Source organism: Olleya sp. Hel_I_94, from assembly GCF_007827365.1.
Taxonomy (GTDB): domain Bacteria; phylum Bacteroidota; class Bacteroidia; order Flavobacteriales; family Flavobacteriaceae; genus Olleya.
Window position 1 is genome coordinate 2,842,272 of sequence record NZ_VISI01000002.1, and the last position, 15,170, is coordinate 2,857,441.

13 protein-coding genes are annotated in these 15,170 nt (G+C 33.2%); 10 read left to right on the top strand and 3 right to left on the bottom strand.

The genetic code is table 11. The features are described from left to right. Window positions 1-21: 21 nt before the first annotated feature. From pruA to JM82_RS15845, 3 genes are all read right to left on the bottom strand, one after another. Window positions 22-1,650, bottom strand: coding sequence for an L-glutamate gamma-semialdehyde dehydrogenase (gene pruA, locus JM82_RS15835; RefSeq protein WP_145006325.1), 1,629 nt, complete (start codon window positions 1,648-1,650; stop codon window positions 22-24). A gap of 143 nt (window positions 1,651-1,793) precedes the next feature. Then, window positions 1,794-2,180 (bottom strand): Co2+/Mg2+ efflux protein ApaG, encoded by a 387-nt coding sequence (gene apaG, locus JM82_RS15840; protein WP_145006328.1) that lies wholly within the window; start codon window positions 2,178-2,180, stop codon window positions 1,794-1,796. An 88-nt stretch (window positions 2,181-2,268) separates the two neighbouring features. Next, window positions 2,269-3,519 (bottom strand): type IX secretion system plug protein domain-containing protein, encoded by a 1,251-nt coding sequence (locus tag JM82_RS15845; protein ID WP_145006331.1) that lies wholly within the window; start codon window positions 3,517-3,519, stop codon window positions 2,269-2,271. A gap of 157 nt (window positions 3,520-3,676) precedes the next feature. Here JM82_RS15845 and JM82_RS15850 point away from each other — a divergent pair, with 157 nt between their 5' ends. From JM82_RS15850 to JM82_RS15895, 10 genes are all read left to right on the top strand, one after another. Continuing rightward, window positions 3,677-5,032 (top strand): Na(+)-translocating NADH-quinone reductase subunit A, encoded by a 1,356-nt coding sequence (locus JM82_RS15850; RefSeq protein WP_145006334.1) that lies wholly within the window; start codon window positions 3,677-3,679, stop codon window positions 5,030-5,032. Beyond that, on the top strand, window positions 5,032-6,246 hold the full coding sequence (locus tag JM82_RS15855; RefSeq protein ID WP_145006337.1) for an NADH:ubiquinone reductase (Na(+)-transporting) subunit B: 1,215 nt from the start codon (window positions 5,032-5,034) through the stop codon (window positions 6,244-6,246). Before JM82_RS15850 ends, JM82_RS15855 begins: the two co-directional genes overlap by 1 nt. Before the next feature lie 2 nt (window positions 6,247-6,248). Next, window positions 6,249-7,043 (top strand): Na(+)-translocating NADH-quinone reductase subunit C, encoded by a 795-nt coding sequence (locus JM82_RS15860; RefSeq protein ID WP_145006340.1) that lies wholly within the window; start codon window positions 6,249-6,251, stop codon window positions 7,041-7,043. Between the two features lie 2 nt (window positions 7,044-7,045). Continuing rightward, window positions 7,046-7,690 carry an NADH:ubiquinone reductase (Na(+)-transporting) subunit D gene (locus JM82_RS15865; protein ID WP_145006343.1) on the top strand — a complete coding sequence of 215 codons (645 nt, stop codon included), beginning with the start codon at window positions 7,046-7,048 and terminating at the stop codon, window positions 7,688-7,690. Between the two features lie 7 nt (window positions 7,691-7,697). Then, window positions 7,698-8,411, top strand: a complete 714-nt coding sequence (gene nqrE, locus JM82_RS15870) for an NADH:ubiquinone reductase (Na(+)-transporting) subunit E (protein ID WP_222429225.1) — start codon at window positions 7,698-7,700, stop codon at window positions 8,409-8,411. Window position 8,412: 1 nt separating this feature from the next. Beyond that, entirely contained in the window at window positions 8,413-9,726 is a 1,314-nt protein-coding gene (gene nqrF, locus JM82_RS15875; RefSeq protein WP_145006350.1) for an NADH:ubiquinone reductase (Na(+)-transporting) subunit F, read from the top strand. A gap of 159 nt (window positions 9,727-9,885) precedes the next feature. Next, the gene (locus tag JM82_RS15880) at window positions 9,886-12,756 is read left to right on the top strand and encodes a T9SS type A sorting domain-containing protein (RefSeq protein WP_145006353.1); all 2,871 of its coding nucleotides are present in this window, start codon (window positions 9,886-9,888) and stop codon (window positions 12,754-12,756) included. 64 nt (window positions 12,757-12,820) lie between these two features. Then, complete coding sequence (locus tag JM82_RS15885; protein ID WP_145006358.1) at window positions 12,821-13,693, top strand: DUF4846 domain-containing protein; 873 nt, start codon at window positions 12,821-12,823, stop codon at window positions 13,691-13,693. A 53-nt stretch (window positions 13,694-13,746) separates the two neighbouring features. Next, on the top strand, window positions 13,747-14,121 hold the full coding sequence (locus JM82_RS15890) for a Na(+)-translocating NADH-quinone reductase subunit F (protein ID WP_186439233.1): 375 nt from the start codon (window positions 13,747-13,749) through the stop codon (window positions 14,119-14,121). A gap of 48 nt (window positions 14,122-14,169) precedes the next feature. Further along, complete coding sequence (locus JM82_RS15895) at window positions 14,170-15,153, top strand: FAD:protein FMN transferase (RefSeq protein ID WP_145006361.1); 984 nt, start codon at window positions 14,170-14,172, stop codon at window positions 15,151-15,153. The last annotated feature ends 17 nt before the right edge of the window (window positions 15,154-15,170 follow it).

Here is a 15,170-nt window from a genome sequence, read left to right on the forward strand (position 1 = left end):
TGTGATAGTATGCTTAAAGTACTATTCTCCTAAAAAAGGATATCTGTAATCTACAGGAGTTACAAAAGTCTCTTTAATCATTCTTGGAGATACCCAACGTAATAAGTTTAATGCGCTACCAGCTTTGTCATTTGTTCCAGATGCTCTTGCTCCTCCAAATGGTTGTTGTCCAACGACAGCACCTGTTGGTTTATCATTAATATAGAAGTTTCCAGCACAGTTTTGTAACGCTTTAGTTGCTTGTACAACTGCGTATCTGTCTTGTGCTAAAATTGCTCCAGTTAAAGCATACTCGCTTGTTTTATCAACTAATGTTAATGTTTCAGTAAATTTATCATCATCATAGACATAAATTGTCATTACTGGACCAAATAACTCTTCACGCATTGTAGTATAGTTAGGGTCTTCAGTAACAATAACTGTAGGCTCGATAAAGTAACCTTTAGTTTTGTCGTGGTTTCCTCCAACAATAATTTCTACATTACTATCTGCTTTAGCTTGATCTATATATTTAGCTAACTTATCAAAAGATCCTTCATGGATTACAGCAGTAACAAAATTGCTTAAATCTTCTGGAGATCCCATTTTAAATGAGTTAACATCTTCAATTACATAACCTTTAACCTCGTTCCAAATACTTTTAGAAACATAAGCTCTAGAGGCTGCACTACATTTTTGTCCTTGAAACTCAAAAGCACCTCTTACAATTGCAGTAGCTACTTGTTTTGGATGTGCAGTTTTATGTGCAACTATAAAATCTTTTCCTCCTGTTTCTCCAACAATTTTAGGATACGTTTTGTAGTTGTGTATATTGTTACCTATTTGTTTCCATAACTCTTTAAATACATAAGTAGAACCTGTAAAGTGTAAACCAGAGAAATCTGGACTAGCTAAAACGGTATCTGTAATCATGACTGGGTCACCAAATACAACGTTAATTACACCTGCAGGTACACCTGCTTCTTTAAATACATCCATGATTACTTTAGCAGAATATATTTGAGAATCACTTGGCTTCCATACAACAACGTTACCCATTAATGCCATACAAGCAGGTAAGTTTCCAGCAATTGCAGTAAAGTTAAAAGGTGTTACAGCATATACGAAGCCTTCAAGAGGTCTGTATTCTAGACGGTTCCAGGCATCGCTTGTGCTTTCTGGTTGATCATGATAAATCTCTGTCATGTACTGTACGTTAAAACGTAAAAAGTCAATTAGCTCACAAGCAGCATCGATTTCTGCTTGGTGTACAGTTTTTGATTGTGCTATCATTGTAGCAGCGTTAATCTTTGCTCTGTAAGGACCTGCGATTAATTCGGCTGCTTTTAAAAAGATACCAGCTCTATGTTCCCAAGGTGTGTCTGCCCAAGCTGTTCTAGCTTCTAAAGCAGTTGATATTGCTTGGTCAATATGTTTTTTTTCCGCAATAGCGTGTGTTCCAACAACATGTTTATGGTCATGTGGAGGAGACATTGTATGTGTTTTTTCTGTTGTAACATCTTGTCCATTAATGTACATAGGTACATCAATTTTGCTGTTAAACATTGTTTTATAAGCGTCTAAAACTGCTGCTCTTTCTGGAGAGCCAGGAGCGTAACTTTTTACAGGTTCATTCACCGCAATTGGTACATTGAAAAATCCTTTTCCCATGATAAGTGTTGTGTTTTTAGTTTAAAAATAATACTACAAAGTTACAATTTTTTGTTGGGTTATTACGGTTAGTAAAACCGTAAAATATTTGTAGTTAAAGGAAGAATGGTTCTTTTATCTAGAAAGAATAAGAGTATGTAGTTTTAGTTAAGTGCAAATGGAGCGCTTAGTTTAAAAGTAGGAATGATAACTTCAAAGTTTTTGGCAGTTGAGTAATTTATCATACTGTAAAAACCTTTCATGGCTCCAAATGGAGAGGTAAGTAAGCAGCCAGAAGAGTAGGTGTGACTCTCACCAGGTTGTAATACTGGTTTTTGTCCAATAACGCCTTCTCCTGCTACAATCTCAATATTATTTAGGGCATCCAAAATAGTCCAATGCCTAGCATTAAGCTGGACAACATCCTTACTTTGGTTTTCAATGGTTACGTCATATCCAAAAGCAAAGTTAATTTTATAGTTTTTATAAAACGTGCCTTCAAATTTAGTGTCTACGGATATTTTTATCCCTTTTGTAACTTGTTGTACCATGTTAGTATGTAGTTGCTTATTGTAAAAATAAGAAAATTATATATTTATTTGGTCGATATAATGGGATAAAACTTACTTTTAATGAGTGTTAATTGGTAATCCCAACCGAATTAGCTTCGCCTAAACCAATAATTTTGTCATATCTAGCTCCTAATTCTTTGTAATACACTAAAACTTTATAATTGTTCTCTGTTTGCCAAAAGCTGCCTCCAATAGTGTGTTCGTCTATGTTGCCACTTTTGTCGACAATTGCATATTTATAATTATAAAAACCTTGCTTTAATTTTATAGCAATACTGTAAACACCTTCTTCTTCATAATGTTCAAGTTTAGTTTGTGGTTCAATATCATAATTATTAAAATTTCCATAAACATGAATGGATTGACCTTTTTCAATAGTTGGATATTGTAAAGAAAAATGTACCCAAGCATAATCTGCTTCTGTTTCTGGTTTGTCCGAGTTTAAAGCTGTTATAAAAAAGTTTCCGTTTATATCTGGATTGTAGGTGTATTCTAGGTCAGCGCGAGAGGTGTTGGTGTATAAATAGGTTTGATATAGATCTTCTAAGCTAATATATTGTACACCATTATTTGCTGCTCGTATTTCTTTGTTTTCAAAACTTAAAAACTCATTGCCTCCAAAAAAGCTAGAGGCTTCATTGTATCTGTAGCTTAACTCGTTACCTAAAATGTATTGAGGTTTTAAATCCGTAATAGCTGTTTTTAAATTGTTATTTTGAATTATTACTGTTTTTACAGTCTCGGTAGGATTTACAAATTGTAATTGACCCGAACTTATTGTGATGTCTACAGATTGCTTTTGTTCGATTGTTGAAACGTCACGAGAGCGTCTAATTTGTAGGCCAACATTAGCTTGTTGTTGGTATACCATAAATTTTCGGCTAAAAATAATATCATCATAATCATCATAAATAGTGATAATATAGTTTCCGGTAAGTTTGATGCTTTTTGTAAATTGGTTTGGAATGCTAACTTTATAATGAGAAAAAGTTTGTAAAGTGTTAAAAGAGTTTTCGTATTCTCTAATACGTTGCTCATCAAAACCATCTAAATATTCTGATTCAACTAATATGGAAGGAGTCCAATCAAAATTATAGTGCTTAATTTCGTAATAATAATCATCTTCGTTACCATTTAAAACGTCAAACTCTAATAGTAAAGGTTGACCAAGTGGAATGATTGGTAATTGACTTTCTGATGTTCCTCCATTAAAATAGATTGACTTTACATAATCAGGCGGTATTATTTCTTTAACTTGAGCAAAGCTTATAGTAGTGATTAAAAAAGTTAAAAAAATATGTTTAAAGTTGTTAAGCATTTGTAAGCAGTTTTATATAACAAAGATAAACAAAATCTATGCCTAAAAGTTTTTTTTTAAATAGTCAATTAATTATCTATTTATTATTAAATTTGCACGGATTTTTAAGCCTATAAAAATCACAATCAGTATAACTATTAACCAATAGATTTATAATATGTCAAACGACATTAAGATTAAAAAAGGTCTGGATATTAAATTAGTCGGAGCAGCCGAAAAGGTTACCGAAAACGCTATTGTTAGCAATTATTATTCAATTAGACCTGAAGATTTTCATCAAGTTACACCAAAATTAATGGCTAAAGAAGGCGATAAAGTAAAGGCAGGTCAACCTGTTTTTTACGATAAGTCTAATGAAGCTGTAAAATTTGTATCTCCTGTTTCAGGACAGATTATTGAGGTAGCTCGTGGTGAAAAAAGAAAAATACTTTCAGTAAAAATTCAAGCAGACAAGGAACAAGAGTTTCAGGATTATGGTAAGCTAGATTTAAATTCAGCTAATGCTGAAGCTATTAAATCGCGTTTATTAGAGTCAGGATGTTGGGCTTTTGTAAAACAACGTCCATATGATGTTATTGCAAATCCTGCAAACATGCCTAAAGCTATATTTATATCAGCTTACGCAAGTGCACCTTTAGTCGCAGATTTAGATTACGTCCTACAAGGGAAGGAGGCTGAGCTGCAAGCTGCTGTTACTGCTTTAAGTAAATTAACTAATGGTAAAGTACATGTAAGTGTTGCAAAAAATGGTAATTCGCCATTAGCAGGACTTTCAGATATAACTTTGCATAAGGTGTCTGGTCCGCATCCATCAGGAAATGTTGGAACCCAGATTAACAAAATAGATCCCGTTAATAAAGGTGAGGTTGTTTGGACGGTTAATGCTCAGGACCTTGTTATAATTGGTGAATTATTGTTAACAGGACGCTTTAATGCAGAACGTATTGTTGCTTTAGTAGGTTCTTCAGTTAAAAAACCACGTTATTTCAAAACTAAATTAGGAAGCGAAATCGCAACTATGGTTTATGACAATGGTGTGGGTAAAAACGGTAACGATCGTATCATTTCTGGAAATGTATTAACAGGAAAACAAGTTAAACCAGATGGGAATTTAGATTATTATAGTAATACAATTTCTGTAATCCCTGAAGGTGATGATTATGAGTTTTTTGGATGGAACAAACCAGTTTTTAATAAAGTTTCTACTTCTAGAGCTTTAACTTTTTCATGGTTAACACCAAATAAAAAGTTTGACTTAAATACTAATACTAACGGAGAGCATAGAGCTTTTGTTATTACTGGTAGTTATGAAGAAGTATTTCCTTTAGACATCTTTCCAATGCAAATATTAAAAGCTTGTATGTACAAAGATTTAGACGAAATGGAAGCTTTAGGTATGTATGAAGTAGCACCAGAAGATTTTGCTTTAACAGAATTTGTATGTGTGTCAAAACAACCACACCAAAAGATAATTAGAGAAGGTTTAGACTTAATGCTTAAAGAAATAGGATAATGGGCTTAAAAAGTAATTTACATAATTTAAAAGAAAAGTATAAAGGGACCAAGATGGCTCCTGCGTTTAACGCAATTCATACTTTTTTATACTTGCCAAATGAAACCACTCATGGTGGAACGCACATTAAGGCAGCAGATGATTTAAAACGTACAATGAATATTGTAATCATGGCATTAATACCATGTTTAATATTTGGTATTTTTAATGCAGGTTACCAACATTATGCAGCTATTGATGCAGCAGCAGGTATAACTAGAGAAGCGTCATTATTTGCAAACTTTATTACTTGGGATAACTTTGTAGTTGGAGCTTGGACAGTATTACCATTGGTAATTGTATCTTATGGAGTTGGTCTTATTGTAGAATTTATTTTTGCAGTAATTAAAGGTCACGAAGTAGAAGAAGGTTACTTAGTAACAGGTATGTTAGTGCCATTAATAGTGCCAGTTGATATTCCATTATGGATGTTATCTGTAGCAGTAATTTTTGGTGTAGTCATAGGTAAAGAAGTTTTTGGAGGTACAGGAATGAATATCCTAAACCCAGCATTAACCATTCGTGCTTTCTTGTTTTTTGCATATCCAACATGGATGTCAGGAGATAAAGTTTGGGTACATGAAGCGGTTGAGCGTGCAGGAACTGCAGATGCAATATCAGGAGAAACATTACTTGGTGCTTATGCACAAAATAGTAGTCTTGCAGGTATTGATTATATGGATATGTTTTTTGGATTTATTCCAGGATCAGTTGGAGAAACCTCTAAGTTATTAATCATCATTGGAGCTCTATTTTTAATCTTTACTAAGGTTGGAAGTTGGAGAATTATTGTCTCTACTTTAATAGGAGCTTTAACAATGGGGTTAATATTTAACGGAGTTGTTTCTGCTGAGTGGATTGGAGAATCTAGTAAATTTTACGGATTAATGAATGTACCGTTCTGGCAACATTTAATTATTGGTAGTATTTTATTTGGTGCTGTTTATATGGCAACGGATCCAGTAACTGCCTCTCAAACAAATAAAGGTAAATGGATTTATGGATTTTTAATTGGTTTCATTTCAATAATGATCCGTGTATTTAATCCAGCGTATCCAGAAGGTGTTTTCTTAGCTATTCTATTAATGAATGTCTTTGCACCAACTATTGACCATTACGTAATACAAGGAAACGTAAAACGCAGAAAGAAACGTTTAAAAGTTAAAACAGCATAATCATGGCAATGAACACAGATAAAAATTCATACACCTTAATATTTGCAATTGTAATGGTACTAGTTGTAGGATCATTATTAGCGTTTACAGCATCTACTTTAAAACCAACAATTGTAGAGCAAGAACGTATGGAAAAGCAACAGAATATTCTGTATGCAATGGGTGTAAATGGTAATGAAGGGACAGGAGATATAACTTTTGTTTCAAAAGAATTAGTAGATAATGGTTCTGGTAAAAAATCACCAAAAGTATCAGTAGAATTCGCAAAATATATCACAAAGCAACTAGTTATAGAAAACGGAGTTGCTAAAGAAGATAAACAAGCCTATTTAATTGATGTTAAAAAGGAACAAGCAAAAGCTAAAAACGGAGGAACAAGACGTTTACCTTTATTTATAGGGGAAAAAGATGGTAAAACATTTTACATCGCACCAATAAGAGGTAAAGGACTTTGGGATGCTATTTGGGGTTATGTTGCTTTAGATGAAAACATGGTTGTTCAAGGTACATTTTTTGATCACAAAGGAGAAACACCAGGTTTAGGAGCTAATATTAAGCAACGTTACTTTATGGATGATTTTTATGGCGAAAAATTACTAACTGACGCAGGTGTCTTTAAAGGTATTACGGTTGCAAAAGGTAATAATGATCCAAAAAACGAAATTAAAGACGATTACGAAGTTGATGCATTAGCAGGAGCAACTATCACAGGAGATGGTGTAACAGCAATGATTAAAAAAGATTTAAAGTTATACCAACCGTATTTCGAGAACTTAAAAAAACTAGCTAGCAATTAATTATGGGACTACTTTCAAAAAAAGACGCAAAGTTAATAACAGATCCTTTAGCGGATAATAACCCTATTACTATCCAAGTATTAGGTATTTGTTCTGCTTTAGCTATTACCGCAGAGTTAAAAGCGTCGTTGGTAATGGGTATTGCTGTAATGTTTGTATTAGGAATAGGTAACGTGGTAATATCATTAATGCGTAACATAATTCCTTCTAAAATCAGAATTATTGTACAACTTATTGTAGTTGCTTCATTAGTAATTATTGTAGATCAAGTGTTAAAAGCGTTTGCTTACGAACTAAGTAAAACACTTTCAGTATTTATTGGGTTAATTATTACTAACTGTATTATTATGGGACGTTTTGAAGCTTTTGCTTTAGCTAACAAACCTTGGAGGTCTTTTCTTGACGGAATTGGAAACTCTTTAGGTTATGCAGTCATCTTAATAATTGTTGGTTTTTTTAGAGAACTTTTAGGGTCTGGTACACTTTTCGGAATACCAGTATTAGGTGATCCAATCGAAAAAACAGGAGTGTACGCATTTGGTTACGAAAACAACGGATTTATGTTAATGCCTCCAATGGCATTAATAATTGTTGGACTTATCATTTGGGTACAACGTAGTAGAAACAAAGCATTAATCGAAGACTAAAAATATTATGGAACATTTAGAATTATTTTTCAAGTCGATTTTTATAGACAACATGGTATTTGCAGTATTCTTAGGAATGTGTTCTTACCTAGCAGTATCTAAAAAAGTAGCAACAGCTGTTGGATTAGGTGCAGCAGTAATATTTGTATTAGCTATTACTGTACCGCTTAACTGGTTATTGGATCAGTACATTTTACAACCTGGAGCATTAACTTGGTTAGGTGCAGAATATGCAGATTACGATTTAAGTTTCTTATCATTTATCATGTTTATTGCAACTATTGCAACAATGGTACAATTGGTAGAAATAGTGGTAGAAAAGTTTTCACCATCATTATATAACTCTTTAGGTATTTTCTTACCTCTTATTGCAGTAAACTGTGCCATCTTAGGTGGATCATTATTTATGCAGTCAAGAGAAATCGAAACTTTAGGTTTAGCATTTAATTATGGTATATCTTCAGGTATTGGATGGTTTTTAGCTATTCTTGCAATTGCAGCAATTAGAGAAAAGATTAGATACAGTAATGTACCTGCACCATTAAGAGGATTAGGTATCACATTTATCATTACAGGATTAATGGGAATTGGTTTCTTGAGTTTTGGAGGTATGTTAACTGGAGGAGATGAAGAAGCACCTAAAAAAGAAAAGACAGTTAAAGTAGATACTAAAACTGTTGAGTCAAAAGAATTAGCTAACAATACTAAAATAGTAGAGTAACATGATTTTAGCAGCAGGAACATTAGGGACAGTATTAGCAACCGTAGCAGCATTTTTACTAATTACATTAGTATTAGTAAGTTTACTGTTGTTTGTTAAACAAAAATTATCGCCATCTGGTCCAGTAAAGATTTTAATAAATGGCGAACGCGAAATAGAAGTATCTTCAGGAGGTACTTTACTATCAACATTAGGAAACAATAAAATTTTCTTACCATCAGCTTGTGGTGGTGGTGGAACTTGTATTCAATGTGAATGTCACGTTTTATCTGGTGGAGGTGAAGCTTTGCCTACAGAAACACCTCACTTCTCAAGAAAAGAACTAGCACATGGTGCACGTCTATCTTGTCAAGTAAAGGTTAAACAAGACATGGAAATTACCATTCCAGAAGAAGTATTTGGGATTAAAAAATGGGAAGCAACTGTTGTATCTAACTACAACGTAGCGACTTTTATTAAAGAGTTTGTAGTGGAGATCCCTGAGGATATGAACTACAAAGCAGGTGGATATATTCAAATTGAAATTCCAAATTGTACAGTTAATTATTCAGACATGGATATCACTGCACATCCAGAAGATCACCCAGGAGAGCCAAATAAGTTTGAAGCAGATTGGGATAAATTTGGTTTAAGACCGTTAGTGATGAAAAATGACGAGTTAGTTGAAAGAGCTTACTCTATGGCTTCTTACCCTGCCGAAGGAAGAAAAATTATGCTTAATGTACGTGTTGCAACACCTCCTTTTGATCGTGCTAAAGGTGGCTGGATGGATGTAAATCCAGGAGTAGCATCGTCTTATATCTTTAACCAAAAAGTTGGAGATAAAGTAACAATTTCTGGACCTTACGGTGAATTCTTTATCAACGAGTCTGAAGCAGAAATGCTTTATGTAGGAGGTGGAGCTGGTATGGCACCAATGCGTTCTCATTTATATGAATTATTTAGAACTATCAAAACTGGTCGTAAAGTAACGTATTGGTATGGTGGACGTTCTAAAGCAGAATTATTCTACATTCACTATTTTAGAGCTTTAGAAAAAGATTTCCCGAACTTTAAGTTCTTTATTGCTTTATCAGACCCAACGGAAGCTGATAATTGGAAATTGAAATCAGATATTAATGATGAGTCAGGTGATGGATTTGTTGGATTTATTCACCAAGTGGTAATTGACCAATATTTATCTAAGCATGATGCTCCGGAAGATATAGAGTTATATTTCTGTGGACCACCATTAATGAATCAAGCAGTACAAAAAATGGGAGAAGATTTTGGTATCGATGATGAAAACATCAGATTTGATGATTTTGGAGGCTAAAATGCTCAACTTCTAATTATTATATTATAAAGCCAGAACTTAACAGTTCTGGCTTTTTTTTTGGTATACCAAAATAGTGTGTTAAAGTTTCGTATTTTTTTTATTATGTTCCGTAAATTCGGCAAAAAGTAACATTTTAACGTTTATTAAAACATCAATATGAATAAAATTACACTTAAAGGTTTATTTTCCTTTTTATTTTTGAGTGCTAGTGTTTCCGCAGTAGCGCAAATTCAAAGTAGTAATTCTAGTTTAAATTCAAACCTTCAAATTAATGGAGGTCCTTTTGAATTAACAGAAGCTACTAAACAGTCTATCGAAGTCACTGGTTATGCTAAATGTTTAACTGATGAAAACGAACTTTTACTTCAACAAAAACATCCAAATAGAGCAAATGATGCTCAATTTGAAGAATGGTTAGCGCCAAAGTTGTCTCAAATTCAAGCAGACAGAGCAAGTGGTAGAAGCCAGCAAGTAGTATATAATATACCTGTAATTATCCACGTTGTTCACGATGGTGATGCTTTGGGTACAGGAGAAAATATTACAGATGCACAAGCGTTATCTCAAATTCAGGTAATGAATGAGGATTATAGAAGATTAGCTGGTACACCAGGAGGTGTAAATAGTACTGGAGCAGCTGTTGATGTTGAGATAAATTTTTGTATTGCGCAACAAGATGAAAGTGGTAATCCAACAACTGGAGTAGTTAGACACGTAATAACACCATACAGTAATAACCAAACGCCATCTAATACTGGAGATTGGGAAATTAGATCTGATGTGGAAACTATGAAAACAAATACACAGTGGGATCCAACAATGTATTTAAATATGTGGACTATACGACCAGGTGGAAATGCTTTGGATGATAATGTTAATCCTGGTTTAGGAGGTTTGTTAGGATACGCACAGTTTCCTAGTAATTCTGGTTTAATCGGATTGAGTGCAAGTGGAGGAGCAGCTAACACAGATGGTGTAGTTGCAGCTTTTGACTCAATGGGTACATTAGCTGAAGATGATGGTACATTTATGCTTAACCCAACGTATAATTTAGGTAGAACAATGACGCATGAAGTTGGGCACTGGTTAGGTTTACGTCATATTTGGGGAGATAATTCTAACTGTGTTGGAGGTAGTACAGCAGGAGATTTTTGTGCAGATACACCAGATTCTAATCAGCCTAATTACTCTTGTGTAACAGTGGATAATTGTGTTAGTGATGGTTTAGGAAATGACCAAGTACAAAACTATATGGATTATACACCAGATGCGTGTATGGATACTTTTACACAAAATCAAAAAGATAGAATTGTTGCTGTTATGCAGTCTAGTCCTAGACGTATGGAATTAAATGCATCTAATGTATGTAATCCTTCTCAACCAACTATTAGTTTTACTACAACAGCACCAACGTCAACATTAGAAGGTAGCGATTGTGATTTTGTAGATTATAATTTTGATTTAAATATATCTGAAGGTGGTGATGCTACAGCTACTGCTACATTAGTTGCTACAGGTACAGCAGTTGAAGGCGAAGATTTTGAATTAGTAAACAACTCGGTTGTTTTTGCAACAGGAGCAACTACTGCAACAGGAAGTAATGTAATTACTTTAAGAGTTTATAATGATAGTTTTGTAGAAGCTGATGAAACAGTTATACTTAATTTAAACGTTACTACTACAGGAAGTACATTGGCTTCTGCAGCGACTCATCAATTAACAATTTTAAATGATGATGCAGCAGCAGCATTAACAACTACGGTTAATGTGTATACTAATAATTTTGATGATGGTACTGGTTTAGGAGTGTATGATAGAGATGGTGATGGTAACGCATGGTATGCAGGTGTTGGTGGCTTAGATGGTTTTGGAGATATTGTTGGAGATACTGCTCTTTCTGAGTCTAATGGAACACTTTTAGGTACAGGAACTGGTGGATATACTCCGGACCAATATTTAGTGTCTGCAGCATTTACTATTCCAGCTAGTGCAACTGATGTTGCTGTATCTTATGTTGTTGGATCTTATAATACAAGTGGTGTCTATCAAGAACATTACTCTGTGTATTATACTACTATTAGTGCTCCAACAGCATATGCTGATTTAGAGGAGTTTGTATTAGAAAATGACAGAATAGTTCCAGCTACAGGAACAGAAATTAGAACACATGATTTAACACCTTATGCAGGGACGACAGGACAAATTGTAATCAGACACCATAACACACCTGGTGATGGTTTATTATTATTTGATACATTAAGTGTAGATGCTACCACAGGGACTTCTATCCAAACAGTAGAGAATTCTTCAACTTTAGATCAGTTAAGCTTATCAACTTCAGGAACAGTAACATCTAGTGATGCTGTAAGTTCTGATTTAATGTTGGATATTACTAATAATGGAATTGAAGATTTTGGCTGTTTAGATGTATTTGTATCTAGAGCAGGTAATAGTGCACAAAGTTATAATGGTAATACTACACCAAACTTTTTTGCAGATAAAACGTTTACTATTACACCAACAAATGTTTTAACAAGTACTGATGCAGTAATTGAGTTTTACTTTACTAGTGCAGAAATAGCTGGATGGGAAGCTGCTACAGGACAGACAACATCATCTTTAAGTATTATTAGAGAGCATGGAACAGAAGTAGAAGTTGTACCAGCAGCAGTAACAGCTTTTGGATCAGAATTTATTGTGTCTGGAACATTTACAACAGGAATTGATGGAACATTCTATTTTGGTGTACCTCAAGCTAGTTTATCTACTGCGGAGTTTGCTTTTGATCAATTTAGTGTTTATCCAAACCCAACTTCTGGAGCGATTACTTTATCAATAAGTACTAGTGAAGATGTAACGCTTACAGTGTATGATATTAGAGGACGTCAGATATTAAACGACAAGTATACTAACACAGGATCTTTATTTAATAAGACAGTAAATTTAAATGCTAAAGCAACAGGAATTTATATTCTTAAAGTTGAAGCAGGTAATAAATCTGTATTTAAAAAGATTATTGTAAAGTAATTTTAAGATAATTTTAGATAAAAGCCCAATACGAAAGTATTGGGCTTTTTCGTTTATAAATAGTATGAAAAAAATAATTCTTACTCTTTTTATATTTATAACCTTGTTACTTTTAGTCTACAAGCTTAACCCAAAACCTGTTAAGCTGTTTGTAAATAAGTTATCTAAAAGTGTAATACAATCACGTATTAACAAGGATAGTTTAACTATTGCGTCTAGGGTAAATCCTCCAAAAGGATATAAAAGAGTTGATTATCCATTAGGTAGTTTTCAAGACTATATTAGAAACTACAAATTAAAAGCTTATGACAGTAAGATTATTAATTATGATAATTCTTTATACTATTGGCAAAAAGGACATGAAGGTATATTAGATATTAGCGTGCCTAAAAATGGATTACAACAATGTGCAGATGCTTTAATTAGGATAAGAAGTGAATACCTTTGGCAGTCTGACAAAAAGGATAAAATAGGGTTTAATTTTACTTCTGGACATTATTGCTCATGGTCTGATTATGCTAAAGGATATCGACCAAAAATTACAGGTAATAAGGTTGTATTTAATAAGACTGCAAGAGTAAACACTAGCAAAGCTAATTTTTATAACTATTTAAATTTAATATATATGTACTCTGGCACCTTATCACTTTTTAACGAGTTAGAGCCAGTAACCAAAGTAGAAGATTTAAAAATAGGCGACATGCTTATTTTAGGTGGTAGTCCAGGTCATATTGTAATGTTAGCAGATCAAGTTGTTAATGATAAAGGTGAAAGCTTGTTTTTATTATTTCAAGGTAATACACCTGCACAAAGTGTTCATTTAGTAAAAAACCTTGAGGATGCTTCTATGTCTCCTTGGTATGACTTAAAATTGGATGCTGTAATTCCAGTGTCTAACTTTACTTTCTATAACTCTAAATTTGCAAGATTTAAGTAATTTGTTAGTCGGCTTTTTTTCCGCGAAAGCGAAATAAACTTTATTTTTGTAATATGAAAGCACTATCAAAACAAGAGTTACATAATCTAGCCATGAATCATGTAGGTAAAGACCTAGAGAAACGTGGTTTTGAGTTTATAGCAATTAATAGTCAACTTAAAAGTAATCCGCAATTTGTAGTTATGGATAAAAATAAACAATACTTTTTTGTGGTTGTTCGCGCTGTGCTATTACCTGATAATGCTAATAATTACGACGTTATTTGGATGGAGTCATTTAAAAAGCACGCCACAGATAATAATTCTAAAATATTATATGCTGGCGTTGGATTGGGTAATCCAAAAGGAGAAGACTTGCCTGTTTATTTAAATCAAGAATATTTAATCGAATATAATGGGATTCAATTAATTGAAACCAACTTAAACTAAGACTAAGACCTAAAATTAGTAGTCTTTTAAACTTACAGCATAGCCTATATGAAAAAATACACGCTTTTATTTTCTGTCTTATTTATTGTTTTTTCTTGTAAAAAAGAACCACAATTACTTAAGGTATCAGGTCCTATTTTTGGGACAAGTTATAGTATACAGTATTTTGATTTAGATGGTACAAGTTATAATAAACAGTTTGATAGTTTGTTTGCAATTATTAATAAATCCATGTCTAATTATCAAGATAACTCTGATATTTCACGGTTAAACCGAAATGAAGAAGTTGAAGTAGATAATCATTTTACAACCGTTTTTAAAGCATCAAAGCAAATTTATCGCGAAACCGAAGGTGTTTTAGATCCAACCATTGGAAGGATAGTTAATGCTTGGAATTTTGGTTCAGAAAAAAATACAATGACTTTGGATAGTGTTAAAATTGATAGTTTAATGCGCTTTGTTGGCTTAAACAGAGTTGGGTTAGTTGATCGTAAAATAAAAAAACCAGAAGCCTCTTTTATAGATTTTAACGCGATAGCTAAAGGGTATGGAGTAGATGTAATTGCAGATTTTTTAGAATCTAAAAATATTAAAAACTACATCGTAGATATTGGTGGAGAGTTAAGAGCAAAAGGTATTAATGTTAGCAAAGCTAAAGGTTGGACTGTTGGTATTGAAAACCCAAATTATGATGGCTCTCAAAGCTACAATGAAACATTAGTTTTAAAAGACCAAGCTATGGCAACTTCTGGGACATACCGTAAATTTAAAATTGACGAAAACGGAAACAAATACGCACACATTATTAACACTAAAACAGGTTATCCATCTAAAACCAATATTTTAAGTGTCTCTGTTATAGCTAAAACCTGTATGATGGCAGATGGTTATGCTACTGCTTTTCAGGCAATGGGAATGGAAAAAGTAGATTACTTTATGGCAAAACATCCTGAGTTAAAAGCGTTCTTGATTTTTGAAAACGATAAAGGAGAATTGGAGTCTAAAGCATTTAATAATTTTCCAGTTAATTAATCTTATTACCATTTAAA

Excerpts from the sequence above, each read along its gene's own strand:
- JM82_RS15860 (WP_145006340.1), top strand. The coding sequence starts at position 6,249 with ATGGCAATGAACACAGATAAAAATTCATACACCTTAATATTTGCAATT.
- JM82_RS15865 (WP_145006343.1), top strand. The coding sequence starts at position 7,046 with ATGGGACTACTTTCAAAAAAAGACGCAAAGTTAATAACAGATCCTTTA.
- JM82_RS15845 (WP_145006331.1), bottom strand. The coding sequence starts at position 3,519 with ATGCTTAACAACTTTAAACATATTTTTTTAACTTTTTTAATCACTACT.
- JM82_RS15890 (WP_186439233.1), top strand. The coding sequence starts at position 13,747 with ATGAAAGCACTATCAAAACAAGAGTTACATAATCTAGCCATGAATCAT.
- nqrF (WP_145006350.1), top strand. The coding sequence starts at position 8,413 with ATGATTTTAGCAGCAGGAACATTAGGGACAGTATTAGCAACCGTAGCA.
- JM82_RS15855 (WP_145006337.1), top strand. The coding sequence starts at position 5,032 with ATGGGCTTAAAAAGTAATTTACATAATTTAAAAGAAAAGTATAAAGGG.
- nqrE (WP_222429225.1), top strand. The coding sequence starts at position 7,698 with ATGGAACATTTAGAATTATTTTTCAAGTCGATTTTTATAGACAACATG.
- JM82_RS15895 (WP_145006361.1), top strand. The coding sequence starts at position 14,170 with ATGAAAAAATACACGCTTTTATTTTCTGTCTTATTTATTGTTTTTTCT.
- JM82_RS15850 (WP_145006334.1), top strand. The coding sequence starts at position 3,677 with ATGTCAAACGACATTAAGATTAAAAAAGGTCTGGATATTAAATTAGTC.
- JM82_RS15885 (WP_145006358.1), top strand. The coding sequence starts at position 12,821 with ATGAAAAAAATAATTCTTACTCTTTTTATATTTATAACCTTGTTACTT.
- apaG (WP_145006328.1), bottom strand. The coding sequence starts at position 2,180 with ATGGTACAACAAGTTACAAAAGGGATAAAAATATCCGTAGACACTAAA.
- JM82_RS15880 (WP_145006353.1), top strand. The coding sequence starts at position 9,886 with ATGAATAAAATTACACTTAAAGGTTTATTTTCCTTTTTATTTTTGAGT.
- pruA (WP_145006325.1), bottom strand. The coding sequence starts at position 1,650 with ATGGGAAAAGGATTTTTCAATGTACCAATTGCGGTGAATGAACCTGTA.